At 70.9% G+C, this 22,613-nt stretch carries 22 protein-coding genes; 7 read left to right on the top strand and 15 right to left on the bottom strand.

The annotated features are described in order from the left end of the window. Window positions 1-55: 55 nt before the first annotated feature. The 3 genes from ACTVCO_RS06810 to ACTVCO_RS06800 form a co-directional block, all read right to left on the bottom strand. Window positions 56-1,162 (bottom strand): BMP family lipoprotein, encoded by a 1,107-nt coding sequence (locus ACTVCO_RS06810; protein WP_443727641.1) that lies wholly within the window; start codon window positions 1,160-1,162, stop codon window positions 56-58. A gap of 242 nt (window positions 1,163-1,404) precedes the next feature. After that, entirely contained in the window at window positions 1,405-2,631 is a 1,227-nt protein-coding gene (locus tag ACTVCO_RS06805) for an amidohydrolase (RefSeq protein ID WP_443727640.1), read from the bottom strand. Between the two features lie 23 nt (window positions 2,632-2,654). Beyond that, window positions 2,655-3,803 carry a mannose-1-phosphate guanylyltransferase gene (locus ACTVCO_RS06800; protein WP_443727639.1) on the bottom strand — a complete coding sequence of 383 codons (1,149 nt, stop codon included), beginning with the start codon at window positions 3,801-3,803 and terminating at the stop codon, window positions 2,655-2,657. A gap of 217 nt (window positions 3,804-4,020) precedes the next feature. Between ACTVCO_RS06800 and sdhC the strand changes: the two genes are divergently transcribed. Genes sdhC through ACTVCO_RS06780 form a run of 4 tightly spaced genes read left to right on the top strand, consistent with a single transcriptional unit; the run spans window position 4,021 to window position 7,469 of the window. Continuing rightward, window positions 4,021-4,395 carry a succinate dehydrogenase, cytochrome b556 subunit gene (gene sdhC, locus ACTVCO_RS06795; protein ID WP_443727638.1) on the top strand — a complete coding sequence of 125 codons (375 nt, stop codon included), beginning with the start codon at window positions 4,021-4,023 and terminating at the stop codon, window positions 4,393-4,395. Beyond that, complete coding sequence (locus ACTVCO_RS06790; protein ID WP_443727925.1) at window positions 4,392-4,850, top strand: succinate dehydrogenase hydrophobic membrane anchor subunit; 459 nt, start codon at window positions 4,392-4,394, stop codon at window positions 4,848-4,850. The genes sdhC and ACTVCO_RS06790 overlap by 4 nt, the downstream gene beginning before the upstream one ends. 52 nt (window positions 4,851-4,902) lie before the next feature. Then, window positions 4,903-6,702 (top strand): succinate dehydrogenase flavoprotein subunit, encoded by a 1,800-nt coding sequence (sdhA, locus tag ACTVCO_RS06785; RefSeq protein ID WP_443727637.1) that lies wholly within the window; start codon window positions 4,903-4,905, stop codon window positions 6,700-6,702. Beyond that, window positions 6,702-7,469 (top strand): succinate dehydrogenase iron-sulfur subunit, encoded by a 768-nt coding sequence (locus tag ACTVCO_RS06780; protein ID WP_443727636.1) that lies wholly within the window; start codon window positions 6,702-6,704, stop codon window positions 7,467-7,469. The genes sdhA and ACTVCO_RS06780 overlap by 1 nt, the downstream gene beginning before the upstream one ends. 198 nt (window positions 7,470-7,667) lie before the next feature. On the opposite strand, the gene ACTVCO_RS06775 is transcribed toward ACTVCO_RS06780, so the two are convergent. The 6 genes from ACTVCO_RS06775 to sigE form a co-directional block, all read right to left on the bottom strand. Beyond that, window positions 7,668-8,207 carry a 2'-5' RNA ligase family protein gene (locus tag ACTVCO_RS06775; protein ID WP_443727635.1) on the bottom strand — a complete coding sequence of 180 codons (540 nt, stop codon included), beginning with the start codon at window positions 8,205-8,207 and terminating at the stop codon, window positions 7,668-7,670. Beyond that, window positions 8,204-9,238 carry a tryptophan--tRNA ligase gene (trpS, locus tag ACTVCO_RS06770; RefSeq protein ID WP_443727634.1) on the bottom strand — a complete coding sequence of 345 codons (1,035 nt, stop codon included), beginning with the start codon at window positions 9,236-9,238 and terminating at the stop codon, window positions 8,204-8,206. Before trpS ends, ACTVCO_RS06775 begins: the two co-directional genes overlap by 4 nt. Window positions 9,239-9,341: 103 nt before the next feature. Continuing rightward, window positions 9,342-9,758, bottom strand: a complete 417-nt coding sequence (locus ACTVCO_RS06765; RefSeq protein WP_443727633.1) for a twin-arginine translocase TatA/TatE family subunit — start codon at window positions 9,756-9,758, stop codon at window positions 9,342-9,344. Beyond that, on the bottom strand, window positions 9,758-11,158 hold the full coding sequence (locus ACTVCO_RS06760; protein WP_443727632.1) for a S1C family serine protease: 1,401 nt from the start codon (window positions 11,156-11,158) through the stop codon (window positions 9,758-9,760). The genes ACTVCO_RS06765 and ACTVCO_RS06760 overlap by 1 nt, the downstream gene beginning before the upstream one ends. After that, complete coding sequence (locus ACTVCO_RS06755) at window positions 11,155-12,054, bottom strand: anti-sigma factor family protein (RefSeq protein WP_443727631.1); 900 nt, start codon at window positions 12,052-12,054, stop codon at window positions 11,155-11,157. The genes ACTVCO_RS06760 and ACTVCO_RS06755 overlap by 4 nt, the downstream gene beginning before the upstream one ends. Continuing rightward, window positions 12,051-12,605 carry an RNA polymerase sigma factor SigE gene (gene sigE / locus ACTVCO_RS06750; protein WP_443727630.1) on the bottom strand — a complete coding sequence of 185 codons (555 nt, stop codon included), beginning with the start codon at window positions 12,603-12,605 and terminating at the stop codon, window positions 12,051-12,053. Before sigE ends, ACTVCO_RS06755 begins: the two co-directional genes overlap by 4 nt. A 166-nt stretch (window positions 12,606-12,771) precedes the next feature. Between sigE and ACTVCO_RS06745 the strand changes: the two genes are divergently transcribed. Continuing rightward, window positions 12,772-13,443, top strand: coding sequence for an O-methyltransferase (locus tag ACTVCO_RS06745; protein WP_443727629.1), 672 nt, complete (start codon window positions 12,772-12,774; stop codon window positions 13,441-13,443). 114 nt (window positions 13,444-13,557) lie between these two features. Here ACTVCO_RS06745 and ACTVCO_RS06740 read toward each other — a convergent pair whose 3' ends face one another. The 5 genes from ACTVCO_RS06740 to dapE all read right to left on the bottom strand — a co-directional run bounded on the left by ACTVCO_RS06740 (window position 13,558) and on the right by dapE (window position 18,550). Next, window positions 13,558-15,204 carry a leucyl aminopeptidase family protein gene (locus tag ACTVCO_RS06740; RefSeq protein WP_443727628.1) on the bottom strand — a complete coding sequence of 549 codons (1,647 nt, stop codon included), beginning with the start codon at window positions 15,202-15,204 and terminating at the stop codon, window positions 13,558-13,560. A gap of 4 nt (window positions 15,205-15,208) precedes the next feature. Continuing rightward, window positions 15,209-15,376, bottom strand: coding sequence for a DUF3117 domain-containing protein (locus ACTVCO_RS06735; protein WP_443727627.1), 168 nt, complete (start codon window positions 15,374-15,376; stop codon window positions 15,209-15,211). A gap of 185 nt (window positions 15,377-15,561) precedes the next feature. Continuing rightward, the gene (gene folP / locus ACTVCO_RS06730; RefSeq protein WP_443727626.1) at window positions 15,562-16,542 is read right to left on the bottom strand and encodes a dihydropteroate synthase; all 981 of its coding nucleotides are present in this window, start codon (window positions 16,540-16,542) and stop codon (window positions 15,562-15,564) included. Next, window positions 16,539-17,378, bottom strand: coding sequence for a TIGR00730 family Rossman fold protein (locus tag ACTVCO_RS06725; RefSeq protein ID WP_443727625.1), 840 nt, complete (start codon window positions 17,376-17,378; stop codon window positions 16,539-16,541). Before ACTVCO_RS06725 ends, folP begins: the two co-directional genes overlap by 4 nt. A 53-nt stretch (window positions 17,379-17,431) precedes the next feature. Then, on the bottom strand, window positions 17,432-18,550 hold the full coding sequence (dapE, locus tag ACTVCO_RS06720; RefSeq protein WP_443727624.1) for a succinyl-diaminopimelate desuccinylase: 1,119 nt from the start codon (window positions 18,548-18,550) through the stop codon (window positions 17,432-17,434). Between the two features lie 299 nt (window positions 18,551-18,849). On the opposite strand from dapE, the gene dapD reads away from it, so the two are divergent. Next, on the top strand, window positions 18,850-19,803 hold the full coding sequence (gene dapD, locus ACTVCO_RS06715) for a 2,3,4,5-tetrahydropyridine-2,6-dicarboxylate N-succinyltransferase (protein ID WP_443727623.1): 954 nt from the start codon (window positions 18,850-18,852) through the stop codon (window positions 19,801-19,803). Window positions 19,804-19,891: 88 nt separating this feature from the next. Beyond that, the gene (locus ACTVCO_RS06710; RefSeq protein ID WP_443727622.1) at window positions 19,892-20,743 is read left to right on the top strand and encodes a hypothetical protein; all 852 of its coding nucleotides are present in this window, start codon (window positions 19,892-19,894) and stop codon (window positions 20,741-20,743) included. 444 nt (window positions 20,744-21,187) lie between these two features. Here the strand turns inward: ACTVCO_RS06710 and ACTVCO_RS06705 are convergent, their stop codons facing one another. Continuing rightward, window positions 21,188-22,486 carry a citrate synthase gene (locus tag ACTVCO_RS06705; RefSeq protein ID WP_443727621.1) on the bottom strand — a complete coding sequence of 433 codons (1,299 nt, stop codon included), beginning with the start codon at window positions 22,484-22,486 and terminating at the stop codon, window positions 21,188-21,190. Between the last annotated feature and the right edge of the window lie 127 nt (window positions 22,487-22,613).

Below are 22,613 nucleotides of genomic sequence, written 5' to 3'. Positions count from 1 at the left end.
CGGGGCATGCATCCTCCCCGGGGCGGCCGTGCCGCCCCGGGGAGGATGCATGGGGTCACTTCGCGAGGTAGGACGTGACCTTGACGGTGCCGTCGGCGATCTGCGCCTTGAGCGCGTCGACCTCGGCGAGCAGCGTCGCGTCGACCTTGCCCTCGAAGTTGTGGAGCGGGGCCAGGCCCACACCCTCGTTCGCGAGCGTGCCGACGTAGGCCTCGGCCGAGAAGTCGCCCTTGCCGGCGGAGATGACGGACTCGTAGACCGACTGGTCCATCTTCTTCTCGATCGACGTGAGGATGACGTCCTGCGTCTTCGGGTCGGTGTTGAAGACGTCCGCGTCGACGCCGATCAGCGCGATGTCGCGGCCCGAGTCAGCGATCGAGTTGAGCGCAGCCTGGTAGATCGGGCCACCCACGGGGAGGATGACGTCGACGCCCTGGTTGATGACCGAGTCAGCGGCCTCACGGGCCTTCTGGTTGTTCTCGAAGCCACCCGTGAACGTGCCCTTGTCGCCACCCTCGAAGCCGATGACCTTGACGTCGGCCGACTTCACCTTGTTGTAGTGGTCGACGCCCTGCTTGAAGCCGTCCATGAAGATCGTCACGGTCGGGAACGGCATGCCGCCGTACGTCCCGACCTTGCCAGCCTTCGAGAAGCCGGCGGAGAGGTAGCCCGCGAGGAACGCGGCCTGAGCCGTGTCGTAGACGAGCGGCTTGATGTTCTCCGCGTCCTTCTTGCCGTCGAAGTCGTTGTCGGCAGCGTCGTCGACGAGGACGAACTGGACGTCCGGGTTCGCGTTCGCGGCCTCAACCGTGGCGGCCGAGAGCGCGAAGCCGACCGACGTGATGAGCGAGCAGTTCGTCGAGAGGAGCGAGTCGATGTTCGTCTTGTAGTCGGACTCCGACGTCGACTGGACCTCGCCGGCCTTGACGCCGAACTCGGCGGAAGCCTTGATGAGGCCCTCGTGCGACAGCTGGTTGAACGACTTGTCGTCGAAGCCGCCAGCGTCCGAGACGATGCACGGCTTGAAACCGTCGATCGGCTTGATGGTCTGGACCGGCGTCGGGGCCGACGTCGCGCCGTCCGTGCCGGGTGCTTCGGCGCACGCGGCAAGCGCGAGCGCGGCCACGGCCGCAACAGCCGTGAGCTTCATGGTCTTGTTCACTCGGATCTCCTCAGCAGATCTCGCTATGTCGCTCGTCGGCAGGGGTGCGGCGGCACTCGGCGCACGCCGACAGCCGTCACACCGCACCTCACGTCAGAGCGTGGTGGCACGACTCTACCCAAGGAGTTCGAGTGACATTGGCGACATGGGCCCCGCAGAACCCAGCCGTTACGGAGTCGGTACGGATCGTCTCGTTCCCGGGATGGGACGTCTCACACACCGGAAGCGCGGTGGTCGGGCGCTCAGGAGGGAGCAGAATCGTCGCCCGCGTGCGACGCAGCGAGATTCTCGATCGCAACCGCGGCGAGCAGCCGGACGCCGAGCGCGATCGCGGCCTCGTCGGGCACGAAGTCACCTTGGTGAAGATCGCCCGGCAGCGCACCGGGCGCGCGCGTCCCGAGCCGCGCGAGCGCTCCCGGCACCTTCGTGAGGTACCACGCGAAGTCCTCTCCCCCGAGCGACTGCTCGGTGAGCACGGTCGCCTGCCGCCCCACGACGTCGCGCACAGCACGGTCGAGCGCCCGCGTGCACTCCTCGTCGTTGACGACGGGTGGCACGCCCCGGACGTGCGTGAGCTCGGCAGCAACGCCGAGCGGCGCCACGACGTGCCCGACGGCCTCCGCGAGGATCGGCCCGGCGAGCTCGGCCGACCGCGCGGTGAGGCTCCGCAGCGTGCCCTTGAGGATGCCGCGCCCAGGGATCGCGTTGTGGGCGTCACCCGCCTGGATCGCTCCCCAGGTGAGGTTGATGCCCGAGCGAGGGTCGAGGCGCCGACCGAGGATCGCAGGAAGCTGCGTCGCGAGCTGGCCGAGAGCTGCCACGACATCACCGGTGAGGTGCGGCCGGGACGTGTGCCCGCCCGCGCCTTCGACGCGGATCGTGATCTCGTCGGAGGCCGACGTGATGGGGCCGATGCGCGTCCCCACGAGCCCCACGTCAAGCTTGGGCTCGCAGTGCACCGTGAAGATGCGCGCGAGCCGCTCGGTCACACCCTGTTGCAGGAGGTCGAGCGCCCCGCCTGGCTGCACCTCTTCGGCCGGCTGAAAGACCAGCCGCACGGGGTGCGGAAGGGGCGCCTCGCGGTGGAGCCGCGCGAGCACGATTCCGGCCCCGAGGACGACCGCCGTGTGGACGTCGTGGCCGCACGCATGCGACACGCCCGGGACCGTCGAGGTGAAGGGCAGCCCCGTCGCCTCGGGCACAGGGAGCGCGTCGAGGTCGGCCCGCAGGCCCACGCGCAAGCGCGTGTCCGCTGGGCCGTCGGTCCCGATGTCGCACGTGAGGCCCGTCCCCGCGAGCATCCGTGGCTCGAGGCCCTCGGCGCGCAGCCGCGCGGCGATGAGCGCGGTCGTGCGGACCTCGGCGCGCGCGAGCTCGGGGTGGGCATGGATGTCCCGCCGGATCGCGACGAGCTCGTCAGCGAGCTCGTCGACGAGGTCGAGGACCCTCTGTGCGGCGGTGGTGCTCATACCTCGAGGTTATCGCCGCCCGGTCAGAGCAAGTCGTCGCGTCCGCGGTCGCGGACCGCGTCGACCGCGGCCTTGACCTGCTGGGCACGGGCGCGGGTCGTAACGAGCACGACGTCGTCCGTGTCGACGACGACGACGTCGTCGAGCCCGAGCACGACGATCTGGCGGCCCGCAGCAGGCACGACGACCGATCCCGCGGACTCGATCCGCAGCACCTGGTCGACGTCACCCAGCACCTTGGACCCGCGGTCGTCGACCGCGGGCAGCAGAGCGGCAAGAGAGTTGAAGTCGCCGACGTCGTCCCACCCGAAGTCACCGGGAACCATCGCGACCCCGCCCGCGGCGGCCACGGGCTCCGCGATCGCGTGGTCGATCGCGATCTTCTCGAGCGTCGGCCACACGCGCGCGAGGACCTCGGCCCCCTCAGCGGTGTCCCAGGCGCGAGCGATCTCGCGCAGCCCGTCGTGCAGCTCGGGACGCTGCCGCGCGAGGTGAGCGAGCAGGACGTCGCTGCGCGTGATGAACATGCCAGCGTTCCAGCGGTACTCCCCCGACGCGAGGTAGCGACGCGCCGTCGCCGCGTCGGGCTTCTCGGTGAAGCCGCGCACGCCGCGCACCTGGGGCGCGCCCGCGATCCCGAGCGGCTCGCCCGCGTGGACGTAGCCGAACGCGATCGAGGGGCGCGTCGCCGCAATCCCGATCGTCGTCACGTAGCCCGCGCGCGCGGCCTCGATCCCCTCGCGCACCGCGGCGATGAAGGTCGCCGCGCTCGTGATCACCTGATCGGCGGCGAACGACCCGAGCACGACGGGACCGTGCCGCTGCTCGAGGACCGCGGCGGCGAGGCCGATCGCGGCCATCGAGTCGCGCGGGCTCGGCTCCGCGAGCACGTCGTCGTCGCCCAGCGCGGGCAGCTGCCCGCGCACCGCGGCGACGTGCCGCATGCCCGTGACGATCATGACGCGCGGCTCGCCGAGACCGCTGAGGCGGTCGACGGTTGCCTGAAGAAGACTGCGTCCCGAGCCCGTGAGGTCGTGCAGGAACTTGGGCGCGCCCTCCCGGGAGAGGGGCCACAACCGGGTGCCCGCGCCGCCTGCGGGAATGACCGCGTAGAACGGAAGAGAGGCGGCGGCGACGCCCTCGGGGAGGGCGGGGGTTGCGGGGCTCGTCATGACGACGATCCTAGGTGCACGGGTCACCAAGCCTGTCCCTCGCGTGTGCAGTGCGTCACAATCTGGCGCCGCTTGCGCACAGTTCCGCCACGAACGCGTCACGGGTCGTGCCGCGTAACACTAGAGTGGGGCCGTGCGGCAGGACCTCCGTCCTATCCGCTCGACAGGAACGACGACGAGGACGTCGCCGTCGGGAACTCGCCCCCGGGAGGCCCCCGTGCCCAAGGCACAAGGCACCTTGTACCGCGGCCGTGAAGGCATGTGGTCGTGGGTCGCGCACCGCGTGACCGGAGTGCTCATCTTTTTCTTCCTGCTCGTGCACGTGCTTGACACGGCGCTCGTGCGGGTCTCGCCCGAGGCGTACAACGCCGTCATCGGCACGTACAAGAACCCGGTCATGGGTCTTGCCGAGGCCGGGCTCGTCGCAGCGATCGTGTTCCACGCGTTCAACGGCCTGCGCATCATCCTCGTCGACTACTGGAGCAAGGGCGCCAAGCACCACCGCACCCTCTTCTGGGTCGTCGTCGGCCTGTTCGTCGTGACGATGGCTGGATTCCTGCCACGCCACCTCATGCATGTCTTCGGAGGCTGACCGTGACCACTCCCACCATCGCCGCGCCGCGCTCCCCCTTCGCACGCCGCAAGACCACCCGGGGCAACTTTGAGCTCTACGGCTGGGTCTTCATGCGCCTCTCAGGCGTCGTCCTCGTCGGGCTGATCTTCACGCACCTGTTCGTCAACCTCCTCGCGGGCGAGGGCATCAAGGCCATCGACTTCGCGTTCGTCGCAGGCAAGTGGGCCAGTCCGGTCTGGCAGGTCGTCGACCTCATCATGCTGTGGCTCGCGATGATGCACGGGACCAACGGCGTACGCACGATCATCAACGACTACGCCGAGAAGGACCGCACCCGCGGCATCCTCAAGACCCTTCTCTACGCGGCCTTCGTCATCGTCGTCATCACCGGGACGCTCGTGATCTTCACGTTCGAGCCGTGCCCCGCCGGTGCCGACCCCGCGGTGCTCGCGGACTTCTGCAAGAGGCTCTGAGCCAGGCCCTCGGCCAGCCCTACCCGAACCGTCCCAGGAGGCATCAGAAGCGATGCAGATCCACCAGTACGACGTCGTCATCGTCGGCGCAGGCGGCGCCGGCATGCGCGCAGCCCTGGAGTCCTCGACCCGCGCCCGCACCGCCGTCATCTCCAAGCTCTACCCGACGCGCTCCCACACGGGAGCCGCCCAGGGCGGCATGTGCGCCGCGCTCGCCAACGTCGAGGAAGACAACTGGGAGTGGCACACCTTCGACACCGTCAAGGGCGGTGACTACCTCGTCGACCAGGACGCCGCCGAGGTCATGGCCAAGGAGGCCATCGACGCGGTTCTCGACCTCGAGCGCATGGGTCTGCCGTTCAACCGCACACCCGAGGGCAAGATCGACCAGCGCCGCTTCGGCGGTCACACGCGCAACCACGGCGAGGCCGCTGTGCGTCGCTCGTGCTACGCGGCCGACCGCACGGGCCACATGATCCTCCAGACGCTCTACCAGAACTGCGTGAAGAACGACGTGGAGTTCTTCAACGAGTTCTACGTGCTCGACATCATCCTCGACAAGGACCTCGCGCACGAGGACATCGTCGAGGGCGAGCCCGTTTCCGTCGCCGGAGTCGTCGCGTACGACCTCGCCACGGGCGAGATCCACATCTTCCGCGCCAAGTCCGTCATCCTCGCGACCGGTGGCGCGGGCAAGATCTTCAAGACGACCTCGAACGCCCACACCCTCACCGGTGACGGCATGGCCCTCGCCCTGCGACGCGGCCTGCCCCTGGAGGACATGGAGTTCTTCCAGTTCCACCCGACAGGCCTCGCGGGCCTCGGGATCCTCCTGTCCGAGGCCGCACGCGGCGAGGGCGGGATCCTACGCAACGGCGACGGCGAGCGCTTCATGGAGCGCTACGCCCCGACCATCAAGGACCTCGCCCCGCGCGACATCGTGGCGCGCTCGATGGCCAACGAGGTGCGCGAAGGCCGAGGGGCAGGCCCGAACAAGGACTACGTCCTGCTCGACCTCACGCACCTCGAGCCCGCGCACATCGACGCCAAGCTGCCCGACATCACCGAGTTCGCGCGCACCTACCTCGGAATCGAGCCCTACACCGAGCCCGTGCCGGTGTACCCGACCGCTCACTACGCGATGGGCGGCATCCCCACGAACATCACGACCGAGGTCCTGCGCAACAACACCGACGTCATCCGCGGTCTCTACGCGGCCGGCGAGGTCGCGTGCGTCTCCGTCCACGGCTCCAACCGCCTCGGCACGAACTCGCTCCTCGACATCAACGTCTTCGGCAAGCGCGCGGGCGTCGCGGCCGCCGAGTACGCGGCCGGCGCAACGCTCCTCGACATGCCCGAGGACGCAGCCAACCGCACGATCGCCGAGCTCGACGCGATGCGATCGCGTCCCGACGGTGAACGCGTCGCCGACCTGCGCCGCGAGCTGCAGGAGTCGATGGACCGAGGCGCGCAGGTGTTCCGCACCGAGGCCTCGCTCACCGAGACCCTCGCCGTCGTGAAGAACCTCCAGAAGCGCTACAGCAACGTCTCCGTCCAGGACAAGGGCCGCCTCTTCAACACCGACCTCCTCGAGGCCGTCGAGCTCGGCTTCCTGCTCGACCTCGCCGAGGTCGTCGTCGTGGGTGCCCTCGACCGCAAGGAGTCACGCGGCGGTCACTTCCGTGAGGACTACCCCGACCGCGACGACGCGGGCTACATGGCGCACACCATGGCCTACCGCCGCGGTGACGCAGAGGCCGCCGACGCGGCCGGCATCCCTCCGCACGAGATCCGGCTCGAACAGAAGCCGGTCGTCGTGACCCGCTACCAGCCGATGGAGCGTAAGTACTGATGACTGCCACGACTGAGCAGACCACCGCCGCGATGCCGGTGGGTGAGATCCCGACCTTCGAGGTGACGCTTCGCGTGCGCCGGTTCCTGCCCGAGGGTCCGCACGGCGACGAGTCGTACTGGGACGATCACGTGCTGACGATGAACGGCACCGACCGCGTGCTCGACGCGCTCCACAAGATCAAGTGGGAGCAGGACGGCTCGCTCACGTTCCGCCGCTCGTGCGCCCACGGCATCTGCGGCTCCGACGCGATGCGCATCAACGGTCGCAACCGCCTCGCGTGCAAGACGCTCCTCAAGGACCTCGACATCCGTAAGCCGATCACGGTCGAGCCCATCAAGGGCCTGCCCGTCATCAAGGACCTCGTCGTCGACATGGAGCCGTTCTTCGCCTCCTACCGCGAGATCATGCCGTTCCTCATCACGTCGGGGAACCAGCCGTCCGGCGAGCGCATCCAGTCGGCAGAGCAGCGTGCGGTCTACGACGACACGACCAAGTGCATCCTCTGCGCCGCGTGCACGTCGTCGTGCCCGGTGTTCTGGACTGACGGCCAGTACTTCGGCCCCGCCGCGATCGTCAACGCACACCGCTTCATCTTCGACTCGCGCGACGAGGCTGCGACGCAGCGCCTCGAGATCCTCAACGACAAGGAGGGTGTGTGGCGCTGCCGCACGACCTTCAACTGCACCGAGGCGTGCCCGCGCGGGATCGAGATCACCAAGGCGATCGGCGAGGTCAAGCGCGCGATGATCACGCGCGCCTTCTGACCTGAGACCAGCACTGACCCCAGGTCACGACAACCCCTGGGGACACGACCACGACGGCCCGAGCTCGGAGCGCCTCACGGCATTCCGAGCTCGGGTCGTTCGTTCGGTGCGCGGCGATGGTGCGTCCGGCGCGCAGTGCGCGGCGACAGTGCGCTCAGTGCGCTCAGTGCGCGGCGACGCTGCGCTCGGTGCGCGGGGTCAGCGTCCGAGCGGGAACGACCGGCGAATGCGCCAGACGCCGTCGTCGCCGTGCGCGTACAGGTCGATCTCCGTGACCTCGAACGCCGCGTCATAGTCGGCCATGCTGACGAACGCTTCGTCGAGCGCCTCGTCGGAGACCTCGTGCGCGACCGTGACGTGCGGGTGGTAGTGGAAGCGGAGGTCCTGAGCGAGGATGCCTCGGCGCACCCGCGCCTCGAGCCCCTCACACTCCGCGATGCCCTGGGCCACCTGGACAAACACGACGGGCGAGACGGGACGGAACGTGGCGGCACCGCGTAGGTGAAGCGTGAACGCCGCGGACTCCTGCGCGACCCGCGCGAGGTGCTCCTCGACCGCGGGCATGTCTGCCATGTCGACGACCGTCGGTCCGAGCAGCGTCACGTGCGGCGGGATGAGATCCGCGTAGGGGTCTCCTGTCGCGCGCCGCGCATCGGCCAGCTGCGTTCCGAACGGCTCGGGAACCGTGACCGAGACGCCGATGCGCGCCTGGTCATCACCGCGCTCCGGCATTCTCATCGCACGGCTGCCGATGCCGGGCGGACAAGACCGAGCCTGTCGTAGACACGCTCGAGGGTCGCCGACGCGACGTCGCGCGCCCGCTCCGCTCCGCGCGCGAGGATCGCGTCGAGCTCGGCGGGGTCGTCGAGGTACGTGCGCGCCGTCGCCTGAAGCGGCGTGAGGAACTCGACGACGATCTCGGCGAGGTCGACCTTGAGGTGGCCGTACATCTTGCCCTCGTACTCCGCGACGATCTGGTCGATCGTGCGTCCGGTGAGGACCGAGTAGATGGTGAGGAGGTTGGAGATGCCGGGCTTGGCGGCGGGGTCGAAGCGGATCTCGCTCCCGTCGTCCGTGACGGCCGAGCGGATGTTCTTACGGGCCTGGGCGATGTCGCCGAGCAGCTCGATCGAGCCCTTGCCGGACTCGGACTTGCTCATCTTGCGCAGCGGGTCCTGGAGGTCCTGGATCTTGGCGCCCGCCTTGAGGATGTGGGCCTCCGGGACGACGACGGTCCCCTCGCCGAAGCGCGTGTTGAGCCGCGTCGCGATGTCGCGCGTCAGCTCGAGGTGCTGCCGCTGGTCCTCGCCGACCGGAACGAGCGCCGTGTCGTAGAGCAGGATGTCGGCTGCCATAAGGACCGGGTAGGTGAAGAGCCCCACGGTCGTACCGTCGTTGCCGCTCTTGGCGGACTTGTCCTTGAACTGGGTCATGCGGCCGGCCTCGCCGAAGCCCGTCTGGCACGAGAGCACCCACGCGAGCTCCGCGTGCTCGGGGACGTGCGACTGGATGAAGAGCGCAGCCCGCTCGGGATCGACGCCGCCCGCGAGGTACTGCGCCGCCGTCGCGCGCGTCCTGTGCCGCAGTGCAGCAGGGTCGGGATTGACCGTGAGGGCGTGGAGGTCGACCACGCAGTAGAACGCGTCATACGCGTCTTGGAGTGCGACCCACTGGGACAGTGCCCCGATGTAGTTCCCGAGGTGGAGCGAGTCCTGTGTCGGCTGCATCCCCGAGAGAATGCGCGAGGTCGGCGGCGTCGTTGCGGGCATCTGCCCATCATGACAGGTGAGCCGGGCCCGCTGGAAATCCGTTCGCGGCGATGTGGACGGCCGCGTCCGCAGCCCCGCGCTGGTAAGCGACGTGCCCGTCGCGTCAGGTTGCCTCGTCGTCGAAGGGAGCGGGGTCCCCGTCGGCGAGCGTCGCGTCGTGCCGGGCGCCGGCCGCGCCCGGTGCCCCCGCTGCGCTTGCCCCGCGCACCGTGCCCGACCCGGTGGCCGCGACCGAACGGCGGGAAGCTGACGCGGGCTCGTCGAGGAGCGCCTCGCGCACGATGCGGCGCGGGTCGTACTGCCGCGGGTCGAGCGCCTTCCAGTCGACGTCGCCGAGCTCCGCGTGCACCTCGTCGTCGACGCGGTCGCGCACCTTGGTGATCTGCTCGCGCGCTGCGCGCACGAACTGTGCGAGCTGCCGCGCGTACTCGGGCAGGCGGTCGGGTCCGACGACGAGCGCGACGACGAGCAGGATGACGACGAGCTCGGCGCCGTTGATGTTGAAGAGACCGCCGTTCATCAGTCTGCGTCGGCCTCGTCGAGGACCACCGTGACGTCGCGTTCCCGTCCGGCCTCGCGGATCGTGAGGGTGACCTCGTCGCCCGGGGCGAGCGCGCGGATCGTCACGAGCAGCTCGTCCTCTTGCGTGACGGCGCGGCCGTTGATCGCCACGATGATGTCGCCCGGGCGCACGCCCGCCTTGTCGGCGGGGCCCCCGGGAGTCACGGGGTGCTCCCCCGGTCCGACGTCCTCTTGGCGGACGACGCGCACGCCCTCGCCCTCGTAGCGGTTGTCGATGAGCGCGCCGATGATCGGTCGGGTCGCCCGGCCTGTCTCGATGAGCTGCTCAGCCGTGCGCCGCACCTGGTTCGCGGGGATCGCAAAACCGAGACCGATCGAGCCCGAGCCGGACTGCCCGGCCCCCGGTGCCTGCGCGATCGCCGAGTTGACGCCGACGACCTCACCCGCGAGGTTGACGAGCGGCCCACCGGAGTTGCCCGGGTTGATGGCCGCGTCCGTCTGCAGCGCGTTGATCCACGAGGTTGCTCGAGCGTCGCCCGCGGTCACGGGACGGTTGAGCGCGCTCACGATCCCCGTCGTCACCGTGCCTTCGAGGCCCAACGGGGCGCCGATGGCGATGACCGGGTCGCCCACGACGACGCTCTCGGAGTCGCCCAACGTCAGCGGCGTCAGGCCTGTCCGGTCGACCTTGACGACCGCGAGGTCGTAGCCCTCGGTGCGGCCGACGACCGTCGCGCCGACCTCTGCACCGTCGGCGAACGTCACGGTGATGGAGTCCTGGCTCGAGGCCCCCGCGACCACATGGTTGTTCGTGATGACGTAGCCGTCGGCCGAGTAGACGAAGCCCGAGCCGGTCGCCACGCCGTCCTGGCCGCGGACCTCGAACGAGACGACGGACGGCAGCACGGCCGCCGCAACACCGGCGAGGGACGTCGGCGAGCGATCCGTCGTCCCGCCCGCAGGCTTGCCGGGCACCTCGACCACGGTCGAGGCCGAGCCCGGACCGTCGCCACGCAGCGACAGGAGCGACACTGTTCCGACGGCGCCGAGCGACCCGGAGGCGAGCCCCAGCACGATGACGGCAACGACAGCGCCGGGGCCGAGGCCACGGCCGCGGGACTGCCGGCGCGGAGCCCGCCCGGGGATCGTGCCCTCGGTGCCCCACGCGGGCGCGCCCGCGAGCATCCCGGCGGGAGCGACCGGGCTCGGCGGGTACGACGACCCGGGTGGCGCCGCGGCCGGTGCACCGTAGGGCGTCGGGCGCGGTGGCGCGTACGGTGACGGCTGGGGCGGCGAGTACGGGCCGTACGGCGAGGCCGGGGACGCGAACGGCGACAGCGGAGCAGGTGGCACAGGCCCGTGTCCGCCCCGCTCGGGATCTGCGGACGGATGGGTCATCGGGAGATCTCCTCGGTGAGCACTGACCAGCCATGCGACACGCGCGAGACGATGCCGACGCTCGCGTGGCCCTCGAGCGAGGCGAGGACGTCGCGCGCCGGCTCTCCGTCGCCGGGTGCGTACAGCTCGACGACGACGTCGCCGACCTGGGTGACGACGTGCCAGGGCTCGGTCGTCAAGACATAGACGGTGTGCCCCTCGACATCGACAGCGGGGTGCTGCGCGAGAGCGTCAGCAAGGGTTCCCCTGCGCTCGATCACGACGACAGCACCGGACGGCGTGTCCAGGTCGATCTCGAGCACGTCACCACGCACCGCGTGGTGCGCGAGGCTCACGCCGTCCGGAAGCGCGGACGGCAGGATCCACCCCTCGCGACGCAGACGCGCGAGCACGTCGTCGGACCCGGTCGTCGCCGCGATCCCCACGACGCCGCGCACGGGCGCGAGCGAGAGCGTGTCCAGGGCGGACGCCTGGGCGGTGTCGGGGTTGACGAGAGGGGGGCGGCCGAGCTCGGACAGCCCGATGACGCCGCACCCGACGACGACGGCCGACACCGCGACCCACCGTCGTGTGCGGCGGCGCCGACGCAGATCGCCCGTGAGCGCCGGGAAGGACCTGCTCCCGGTGTCAGGACGCAGGTCAGGATGGCACTCCCGGCGCTGCGTCGGGTGTGCGGCAGATGCGGGGGGCGCTCCCGCGAGGATGCGCGCCGCGAGGTCAGGGCCAGGCGCGACGTCGCGTGCGGCGAGAAGGAGCGAGCGGGCGCGGCGCTCGTCCCCGAGCTCACGGGAGCACGCCGCGCACACGAGGATGTGCGCCTCGAGGCGCTCTGCCTTGGCCGAGGGCAGCTGGCCGTCGGCGTACGCGCTGATCCAGGGACCGAAGTGGCTGCTCACGTACCAACCTCGAGCGTGCTGGCCCCCTCGGGCAGGCGCCGGTGCGCGAGCTCACGCCGCAGCTGGGCACGAGCCCGGTGGATGCGCGAGCGCACGGTGCCGAGCTTGATGCCGAGCGTTACTGCGATCTCTTCGTAGGAGAGTCCTTCGATGTCGCACAGGACGACGGCCGCACGGTACTCCGGGGCGAGCGCGTCGAGTGCCTGCTGGATGTCGACGTCAAGGTTGGCGTGCTCGAAGCCGCGCTCGGGCTCGACCTCGCTCGAGCCCGCGACGCGGGCCGCGTCGTCCCCCATCGCGTCCATGCGGATGCGCTGACGCCGACGCGCGCCGTCCAGGAAGAGGTTCGTCGTGATGCGGTGCAACCACCCATCAAAGTTGCCGGGCTCATACCGGTCGAGCGATCGCAGGACGCGGACGAAGACATCCTGGGTGAGGTCCTCCGCATCGTGGCGGTTGCCCGTGAGCCGGTACGCGAGGCGAAACACGCGCGCGGAATGATCCTGGACGATCTGCTCCCAGGTCGGCACGGTGGTCTCGACATCGCTCACCGGGCCAGTCTCTCAGGTGCCACGCCCGCACGGGAACCGGATGCGCCACGGGCGAACACGCCCGCTGCCGCGGGCTCTCGCCCTCGCTGCCGCGGGCTCGTGCGCCCGTGCCGATCAGGAGCCGCCGCGCGGAGCGTCCCCGGCGGTAAGATCGGCGAGGGCCGACGTGTACCGCGACCGGCCGCACGCCGACGAGGAGGACACCATCTCCAGCGACAAGACCCTGGCCTGGGACTACTGCGAGGACTACGTCGTCGAGGACGACGTTCTTCTGCGCGCGCGCGAGCGCGCGGCACAGTACGGCTGCCACGCGATCGCGCCCGGTGCTGGTGCGGTGCTGCGGCTGCTCGCGACGACGTTGCGTGCGCGCACGGTCGTCGAGGTCGGGACGGGCACGGGAGTGGCTGCGCTGTGGCTGCTGCGCGGCATGGAGCCTGACGGCGTTCTCACGACGATCGACCCCGAGGCGGAGAACCAGCGGGCCGCGAAGGCCGCGTTCACCGAGGACGGGGTGCGTCCCGCGCGTGCACGCACGATCAACGGCCGGCCGCGCGACGTCCTGCCCCGCCTCGCCGACGGCGCTTACGACCTCGTGCTCGTCGGTGCGGACTCCCCGCACGCAGCCGACCACGTGGAGCAGGCGCTGCGTCTGCTGCGCCCGGGCGGTGTTCTCGCGCTCGACGAGGCGCTATGGCACGGCCGCGTCGCCGACCCCGCGCGCCGTGACGAGGCAACGACGCTCGTGCGGGAGATCGGGCGCACGCTGCGCGAGGACCCGCGGGTGGTCCCGGCGATGATCCCCTCGGGCGACGGTCTGCTCCTCGCGGTGCGCCGCTGAGTCACCGCGGTCGACACTGCCCTGGAACGCGGGCGTGACGGCCACAAGCTCGACACGACGATGCCCGGCAGTCGGTGACTGCCGGGCATCGCCACGTCGACGTGAGCTCGCGCTCTACCTCGTGCGGGCGGGCTGCGTGCGGGCGGGCTGCGTGCGGGCGGGCTGCGTGCGGGCGAGGCTCTCGAGCGCTCCGAACACGAGTCGAGCCCCGAACCCGGTCGCGCCCGCGGGGATCTCGTGCGAAGCCTTGTCGGCATGGGCGGGACCCGCGATGTCAACGTGGGCCCAGGGCACGTCCCCGACGAAGCGGCGCAGGAAGAGCGCGGCCGTGATGGCACCGCCGCCACGCTCGTCGGCGGGCACGTTGCGCACGTCGGTGAGCGAGGAGTCGATGCGCGCGTCGTACTCGTCGACGAGCGGGAGTCGCCAGACGGGTTCGCCCGTCGTCACGGCGGCCGACTCGATCGCTCCGGCGAGGGCGTCATCGGTTGCGAGGAGGGCTGCGGTGCGCGCACCGAGCGCGACCTCGGCGGCGCCCGTGAGCGTCGCGACGTCGATGATCGCGTCAGGCGCGAGGGTCGCACGCGACCAGGCGATGGCGTCGGCGAGCACGAGGCGCCCCTCAGCGTCCGTGTTGCCGATTTCGACGCGGGTCCCGTCGGCCATCGTGAGGATGTCGGCGCGACGGTAGGAGCTCGCGCCGAAGTGGTTCTCGGCGAGCGGCAGCACCGCGGTGACGCGCAGCGGCAGCTGGGCGTCGCGAGCCGCGAGGACGGCCGCGAGCACGACGGCTGCTCCGCTCATGTCGTTCTTCATCGTCACCATGGAGGTGCGCGGCTTGATGTCGATGCCGCCCGTGTCGTAGGTGATGCCCTTGCCGACCAGCACGATGTGCCGGGCGTCCGCGGGTGCGTCGTCGGGCGTGTAGGAGACCGCGACGAGCTCGGGGGCGGAGTCGGAGCCCTGCCCCACCGCTGCGAGGCCGCCGAGGCCGGCCGTGGCCAGGTCTGCGCCGTTCAGACGTGTCACGGTGAGTCCTGCGGAGCGGCCGAGCCGCTCGGCGACGTCGGCTACCCACCGGGGGGTCTTGATGTTTGACGGGACCGTCGTGAGGTCCCGCACGAGCCACGTCGCGCGCGCCGTGCGCACGGCCTCGTCGACAGCGGACTGGGCGTGCGCCCCGAGGAGCACGAGCTCGGTCGCGGGAGCCTTGCGCGGCTTGGCCGTCGCGGCGCTCGGCGCGCGGTACGCGCCGAGCAGGTAGCCCTCGACGAACGCACGCTGGTCCTCGAACGTGTCTGTTCCGCTCGCGGTCGTCACGACGCGCCCGACGCCGCGCGTGACGCGCGCGACCGCGGCGCCCGCTCGGCGGAAGTCCTCGACGCGCGAGAGTCCCAGCCCGAGCAGGACGACGCGCTCGGGGAGACCGGCCCACGGCAGTGCGTCCGTGCCACGGTGCGCGCGAGGAAGGTCGACGACGAGCGTCTCGCCCGCGCCGCCGTCGAAGCTCGCGCGGTCCGCGAGCTCCGAGAAGTCGACGCCGTAGCGCAGCGCTGCGTCGATCATGCCGTGACGCGGCTCGAGGCCGTCGCCCTCCTCGGGCCCGGGGGCCACAGGGAGGACGACGACCTCGACCTCGTCCTGCGTGAGAAATGCGCACTCCGCCAGCCGCCCGGCCACGACGACGACCTGAGGAAGGTCGTGGTCGACGCTCCACGGGTCGACGATGGGCGCAGCCGTGCGTGCAGGCGTCCGCGGCAAGGTGTCAGCCCACCACGGCGTCGAGCGCAGCGCCGAGCTCGGCAGCCTCGCCAGCGTTGAGTTCGACGACGAGCCGGCCACCACCCTCGAGCGGGACGCGCATGACGATGCCGCGGCCCTCCTTCGTCACTTCGAGCGGTCCGTCGCCGGTCCTCGGCTTCATCGCTGCCATCGGTGGCTCTCCCTTGTGTCCGTTGTGGCCGCCGTCACAACCCCCGGTCCGCTCGCCCGGCGCCTCGGCGCAGGTCGAGCGGGGTCTTCCAGTGGTTGGACACGACGGATTCCTTACCCATTCTAGTTCATAGACGCGTCATGACGCCGCCCTATGCAGCACGGACCGCCCCCAAAGCCTCGGGTTCACAGTCCGCGAACAGCGGCACGCGGTGGCAGGTCACCGCGGATCGCAGCGACCATGTCGAGCGTGCGGCGCGTCGCTCGGACGTCGTGCGCCCGAAAGACGCGCGCACCGCCCCACGCGGCGAGGGCCGTGGCTGCGAGCGTCCCCTCGAGACGTTCGTTGACCGGGAGGTCGAGGGTCTCGCCCACAAAGTCCTTGCGGGAGAGTGCCATGAGGACGGGATGGCCGAGCGAGACGAGGGCCGGTGTGTGCCGCACGAGGCGCAAGGAGTCCACCGTGCGCTTGCCGAAGTCGTGCGTCGGATCGACGAGAACCCCGAGCGGGTCGACGCCGCAGGCGACCGCGCGCGCCGCGCCGCGCCGAAGGGTCGCGACGACGTCGTGCACGACCGCATCGAGCGGATCAGCATCGTCAGGGGCGTCGGGAGGCAGGTCGAAACGCACGCCGTGCGGGTCGGTGCGCGGCGGCAGTCCACCCGTGTGCGAGACGACGACCGCGAGGCCGCGCCGGCCCGCAACCTCGACGAGGCCCGGGTCGGCTCCCGCCCACGTGTCGTTGAGCAGTTCAGCACCCGCCTGGGCAACCGCCTCGGCCACGTCGGCACGCCACGTGTCGACGGAGAGCACCACGTCGTCACCCACCTCGGACCGCAGCCGCGCGATGAACGGTGCGACCCTGTCGATCTCTTCGACCGGACTCACGTCGGGGCCGACACCCGCGCGCACACCGCCCACATCGATGATCTCGGCACCGTCGCGCACCGCACGCTCGACGGCCGCGAGCGCGACGTCGTCGTCTGCATGGCGGGCACCCGGGAAGAAGGAGTCGGTCGTGCGATTGACGATCGCCATGACGGCGCCGCCCCGCACGCCCACGTCACGGCCGCGCACGCGCAGCGGCGGCGACAACCGAGGCGGTGCGAGGAGCGAGGAGGCGAGGGCGGACCACGGCAGGGCGCCGCCCTCAGCCTGCCTCGTCATGACGCGTCGCGAACGTCCGTCGTCCGGCCCGCAGCCGCGTCCTGGTCGGCCTCGAGCGCGTCGAGGGCCGCGCGCTGCGCTGCGCGCAGCTCGATGTCGCGGCCCACGACGATCTCGACCGCTTCCTCGGCGGAGTCGACGATCTTCACAAGCTCGAGGTCAGCGGCCGAGATCATGCCGCGCGCGAGCACGGGGCCCCGCAGCCACTCCATCATCGGCGTCCAGTAGTCGGAGCCCACGAGGACGATCGAGAACTCCGTGACCTTGTGCGTCTGCACGAGGGTGAGCGCCTCGAAGAGCTCGTCGAACGTGCCAAAGCCGCCGGGCAGGACGACGAAGCCCGACGCGTACTTGACGAACATCGTCTTGCGCGCAAAGAAGTAGCGGAAGTTCACACCCAGGTCGACCCACTGGTTCATGCCCTGCTCGAACGGGAGCTCGATGCCGAGACCCACGGAGACTCCCCCGGCTTCGGAGGCGCCCTTGTTCGCAGCCTCCATGATCCCCGGGCCACCGCCCGTGATGACCGCGTAGCCCTTCGAGACGAGCCTGCGACCCACGTCGACCGCGAGCTCGTAGTCCGGTGTCCCCGGCTTGGTGCGCGCCGAGCCGAAGACACTCATGGCGGGACCGAGCTCGGCGAGCGCCCCGAAGCCCTCGACGAACTCCGACTGGATCCGCATGACCCGCCACGGATCGCCGTGCACCCAGTCGGCGTCGCCGTCCTTCGACAGCAGGCGCTGGTCGGTCGTCTGCTCCGGGATCTGACCGCGTCGCAGCAGGACGGGACCCTTGCGGTAGCCGGTTCCGGGCTGGGAGATGCCTTCGTCACTCATGCTGCCCACCCTAGGGCCAGCGTGTGACATCCGGGTGGACGCGGGACGATCGCTCAGCGCGCGGACAGCCAGTCGAGCAGCGCGTCGTACGTCGCTGTCACCTGCGTGACGGGGCAGTGCTCGTCGTCCTTGTGCGCGAGCAACGGGTCGCCCGGGCCGAGGTTGACGGCCGGGATCCCGAGAGCCGAGAAGCGCGCGACGTCGGTCCAGCCGAGCTTCGCGGCCGGCTCGCCCCCCGTCACCGCGAGGACCGAGGCGACGAGGTCCGCGACGAGCGGATCGTCGAGGCCCGGACGTGCGCCCTCGGCTCCGTCGGTCACCGTGACCTCGTACCCGGCGAAGACGTCGCGCACGTGCGCCTCGGCCTGGGCGAGGTCGAGCGCGGGAGCGAAGCGGTAGTTGACGGTGACGACGCACTCGTCGGGGATGACGTTGCCCGAGATGCCACCGCGGATGCCGACCGCATTGAGCCCTTCGCGGTAGGCGAGCCCATCGACGTCGACGGTCCGGGGGACGTACACGGCGAGGCACGCGAGCACGTCTGCCGCATCGTGGATCGCGTTGTGCCCCGTCCAGGAACGCGCAGAGTGCGCCGCGACGCCCGTCGTGCGGACCTCGGCGCGCAGGGTTCCGTTGCAGCCGCCCTCGATCCCACCCGACGTCGGCTCGCACAGCACCGCGACGTCGCCCGTCAACCAGTCGGGGTGATGGCGGACCAGCCGACCCAGGCCGTTGAGCTCCGCCGCGACCTCTTCATGGTCGTAGAACACCCACGTGACGTCCGCGGCGGGGACGACGTCGGCTCCGAGGCGCGCCGCGAGCGCAAGCTGGACCGCGACGCCGGCCTTCATGTCGACGGTCCCTCGCCCCCACAGCTCAGGGCCGCCCGGCCCGTCAACGACGCGCACGGGGAGGTTCGGCGGGGACGTGAGCGGCACGGTGTCGAGGTGGCCCGCGACGACGACGCGACGCGCGAGGCCGAGGTGCGTCCGCGCAACGACCGCGTCGCCGTCGCGCAACACCTCGAGGTGCCCGAGCCCGCGCAGCGCCGCCTCGACCGCGTCCGCGAGCCGCGTCTCGTCGCCCGAGACCGACGGGATGTCGCACAGCGCGGCGACGAGCGCGGCGAGGTCGCCACGAAGATCGAGGGCGGGGGCGGGCTGCGGCGTCATGCAGGCATGCTAGAGCCGCCACGCATGCCGAGCCCGGACAGCGCCACGGAATGGAACGCACCTCGGGAGCGCGCCGGGAGCGCCTCGGGAGCGCAGTCGCGACCTTCTCGTTCCAGGTGCGGGACGATCTCCACGTCGACGACATCGTCGCCGGCTCCGATCCGCTCAGCGAGGCAGGGTGGCGACGACCACGACACGAGCGTCGTCGTCGCCGGCAGCGTGATCCGGGACGTGCGGGGATCGTGGAGGATCCACGGGGCGATGACGGGCCTGCACCGGCCACGCCCTAGGGTTGTCCCATGACCCAGACCTCCCGAAACGCCTGGGGTCTCGGCCTGGCGACGATCGCAGCCGACGGCTCTGTCCTTGACACGTGGTACCCCGAGCCGCGCCTCGGCCTGGCGCCGGACGATCCGTGGGCAGATCCCCTCGCGCAGCGGGTGAGCGAGCTCGCCGTCGACGACGACGCGCGCCGGGTGCGCCGTGAGGTCGTGCTGCGCGAGATCGACCTCGACGCTCCTCCCGCAGACGCGTCCGACGCCTACCTGCGCCTCCACCTGCTCTCGCACCGCCTCACGGCTCCTCACACGCTCGACCTCACCGGCATCTTCGGCCTCCTGAGCAACGTCGTGTGGACCGACCGCGGCCCGTGCGCGGTCGACGGGTTCGAAGAGACGCGCCTGAGGCTCATGGCCACCGGTCCCGTCGCCGTGCTCTCGGTCGACAAGTTCCCGCGCATGGTCGACTACGTCCTGCCGACCGGTGTGCGCATCGCGGACGCTGATCGCGTCCGCCTCGGCGCGCACCTCGCTCCCGGCACGACCGTCATGCACGAGGGCTTCGTCAACTTCAACGCGGGCACGCTCGGCGTCTCGATGGTCGAGGGCCGCATCTCGCAGGGCGTCACAGTGGGCGACGGCTCCGACGTCGGCGGCGGGGCGTCGATCATGGGCACCCTCTCCGGCGGTGGGACGACCGTCGTCTCGATCGGCCGTCGCACGCTCCTCGGCGCCAACTCTGGCCTCGGCATCCCGCTCGGCGACGACTGCGTCGTCGAGGCGGGGCTCTACGTCACGGCGGGCACCAAGGTGACGCTCGTCGGCGGCACCTCCGGCGCAGCGACGGTCGTCAAGGCGCGCGATCTCGCGGGACGCGACCGGCTGCTCTTCCGACGGTCGTCGCTCACGGGCGCCGTCGAGGTCCTCGTCCGCGACGGCGTCGGCGTCTCTCTCAACGCTGCGCTGCACGCCTGACGTGCCCGCACCACGCACGTCCGCCGCGTCCCGGCCTCGCTCGAGGTCGGGACGCGCTCGGCGCACGCTCGTCCGCTCGCTCGTCGGCATGACGGCGACGGTCGGGCTCGCGATCGGCGGCGTGTGGGCCGTCGCTCAGGTGCTCGACACACGACGTCCTGCGCCTGAGCCGCGGCACACCTGCTGGGCGAGCGTCGGCGAGGACGACTGGTACTTCTCCCCCGACCAGGCCCAGAACGTCGCGCTCTTCGCTGCCATGGCGGCCGAGCGTCGCCTGCCCGCGCGCGCCGTGACGATCGCCATCGCGACCGCCATGCAGGAGTCGCGGGCCGTCAACATCGACTACGGCGACCGCGACTCGGTCGGGCTCTTCCAGCAGCGGCCCTCGCAGGGGTGGGGCTCGGTCGAGCAGATCATGGACCCGGTGTATTCGACGGGGAAGTTCTACGACGGCCTGGTCAAGGTCCGCGACTACACCTCGCTCGACGTCACGGTTGCGGCGCAGGCCGTGCAGCGGTCCGGTTTCCCCGACGCCTACGCCCAGCACGAGGGTCGCGCGCGAGCGTGGGCGTCGGCCCTCACCGCGCAGGACGGCGCGGACCTCACGTGCGAGCTGCGCCCCTCCCTGCCCGGCGGTGACGTGCGCGTCTTCGCGAAGCGCGCCAGCCGCGACATGCCTTCGGCCTCAGTCACCGCCGATGCCGCGACGCGAACCGTGCGGCTCTCGCCGGGATCACTCGCCGGAGATCACGATCGCTCCCTCGCGCGGATCGCGATGTGGGCCGTCGCGGTCGCTGAGCCTGGTCAGGTCGTCTCCGTGACGCTCGGCGACCGCACCTGGGAGCGCGCGACCGGCGCCTGGCGCACCGTGCCGGCGCCGTCGGGCGCGACGACTCCGGCGTCGAGCCCCAACGCGGTCACGGTCGCCCTCGCGCCCTAGGGCCTCGCCCCGTCCTCCCACCCCCCCCACTTCCCTGCGCCCCCGCACCCCCCAGGGGTGCCCCAACGCAACCAACCGGGCACGCCGCGTCGGGACCGGCCAGGCCGCGCCGAGACCCGTCCCAGTTCCCTGCGCCCACGCACCCCCCAGGGGTGCCACGACGCAACCAACCGGCCGGGTCGGGCCGAGACCGGCCGGGTCGGGCCGAGACCGGCCGGGCCGGGCCGACGCCGCGTCCAGAGCGGACCTCGCCCGCCCCCACCCAGTTCCCTGCGCCCACGCACCCCCCAGGGGTGCCCCAACGCAACCAACCGGGCACGCCGCGTCGGGACGACGCCCGGCCCAGCGAGGGCGCGTCGGAGAAGACTGCGCGGTCGCACCACTTGGGGGTGCGACCGCGCAATGAATGCCTCCGGCCCAGGGGGCCGGCACGTCACGGTGAGCTCAGCGCTCCGTGACCGGGACGTAGGGGCGCTCCGTGGCGCCCGTGTACACCTGGCGGGGACGGCCGATCTTCGTCGTGGGGTCCTTCATCATCTCGCGCCACTGTGCGATCCAGCCGGGCATGCGGCCGAGCGCGAACAGCGGCGTGAACATCGTCGGGCTGAAACCCATCGCCTTGTAGATGAGACCCGTGTAGAAGTCGACGTTCGGGTAGAGCTTGCGCTCGATGAAGTACTCGTCGTTGAGAGCGATCTCTTCGAGTCGCAGCGCGATGTCGAGCAGCTCGTCGTGCGCGCCGAGGGCGTCGAGCACCGCGTAAGCCTTCTTCTTGACGATCGCCGCGCGCGGGTCGTAGTTCTTGTAGACGCGGTGGCCGAAGCCCATGAGGCGGACTCCCGCCTCCTTGTTCTTCACGCGCGTCATGTACGTGTCGACGTCGTCGCCCGACTTCTTCAGGTCGTTGAGCATCGCCAGGACGGCCTCGTTGGCGCCACCGTGCAGAGGGCCCGAGAGTGCGTTGATCCCGGCGGAGACCGACGCATAAAGGTTGGCGTGCGCCGAGCCGACCATGCGCACGGTCGACGTCGAGCAGTTCTGCTCGTGGTCGGCGTGGAGGATGAGCAGCGTGTCGAGGGCGTCGACGACGATCGGGTCGGCCTCGTACGGCATGTAGGGCTGCGCGAAGCTCATGCGCAGGAAGTCGTCAACGTACCCGCGCGAGTAGTCGGGGTAGAGCAGCGGCTCCCCGATCGAGCGACGGTGGACGTACGACGTGATCGTGCGCGTCTTGGCGAGCAGCAGGACGCTCGCAAGCTCGACCGTCTCGTCGTCGAAGGGGTCGAGCGACTCGGGGTAGAACGTCGAGAGGGCGTTGATGGCGGACGCCATGACGGCCATGGGGTGCGCGTTGCGCGGGAACGTCCCCATGAACGTGCGGAAGTCCTCGTGGACGAGCGTGTGGCGGTTGACGCGCGTGACGAAGGCCTCGAGCTCGGACGCCGTCGGCAGCGAGCCGTGGATGAGGAGGTAGGCGACCTCAAGGAAGGTCGAGCCCTCGGCGAGCTGGTCGATCGGGTACCCGCGGTAGCGCAGGATGCCCTCGCCGCCGTCGATGTAGGTGATCTCGGACTCGCACGAGGCGGTGTTGGTGAAGCCCGGGTCGAGCGTGACCTTGCCGGTCGTGCCCAGGAGGGACGAGACGACGATGCCGTCGTTGCCCTCGCTCGCGGGGACGACGGGGAGGTCCTGAGTGACCTGACCGACGGTGAGCGTCACACCGGTCTGCGCGTTCGGGGTCATGGTGTCCTTCCTTGGGGCCTGGCACAGAGGCTGCGGCCGCGTACGTCCGTGAGCGTCGACGACCTCTCGGTGCCGTCCGCGAGAGAAGCGGAAGGATCCGTCCTGCGGACCTGGGGAACCCCAGCTC

Source organism: Sanguibacter sp. A247 (assembly GCF_052324925.1).
In the GTDB taxonomy this organism is placed as follows: domain Bacteria; phylum Actinomycetota; class Actinomycetes; order Actinomycetales; family Cellulomonadaceae; genus Flavimobilis.
Note: the sequence above shows the minus strand (reverse complement) of the source record. Positions and strands in the feature narration are given on the sequence as shown.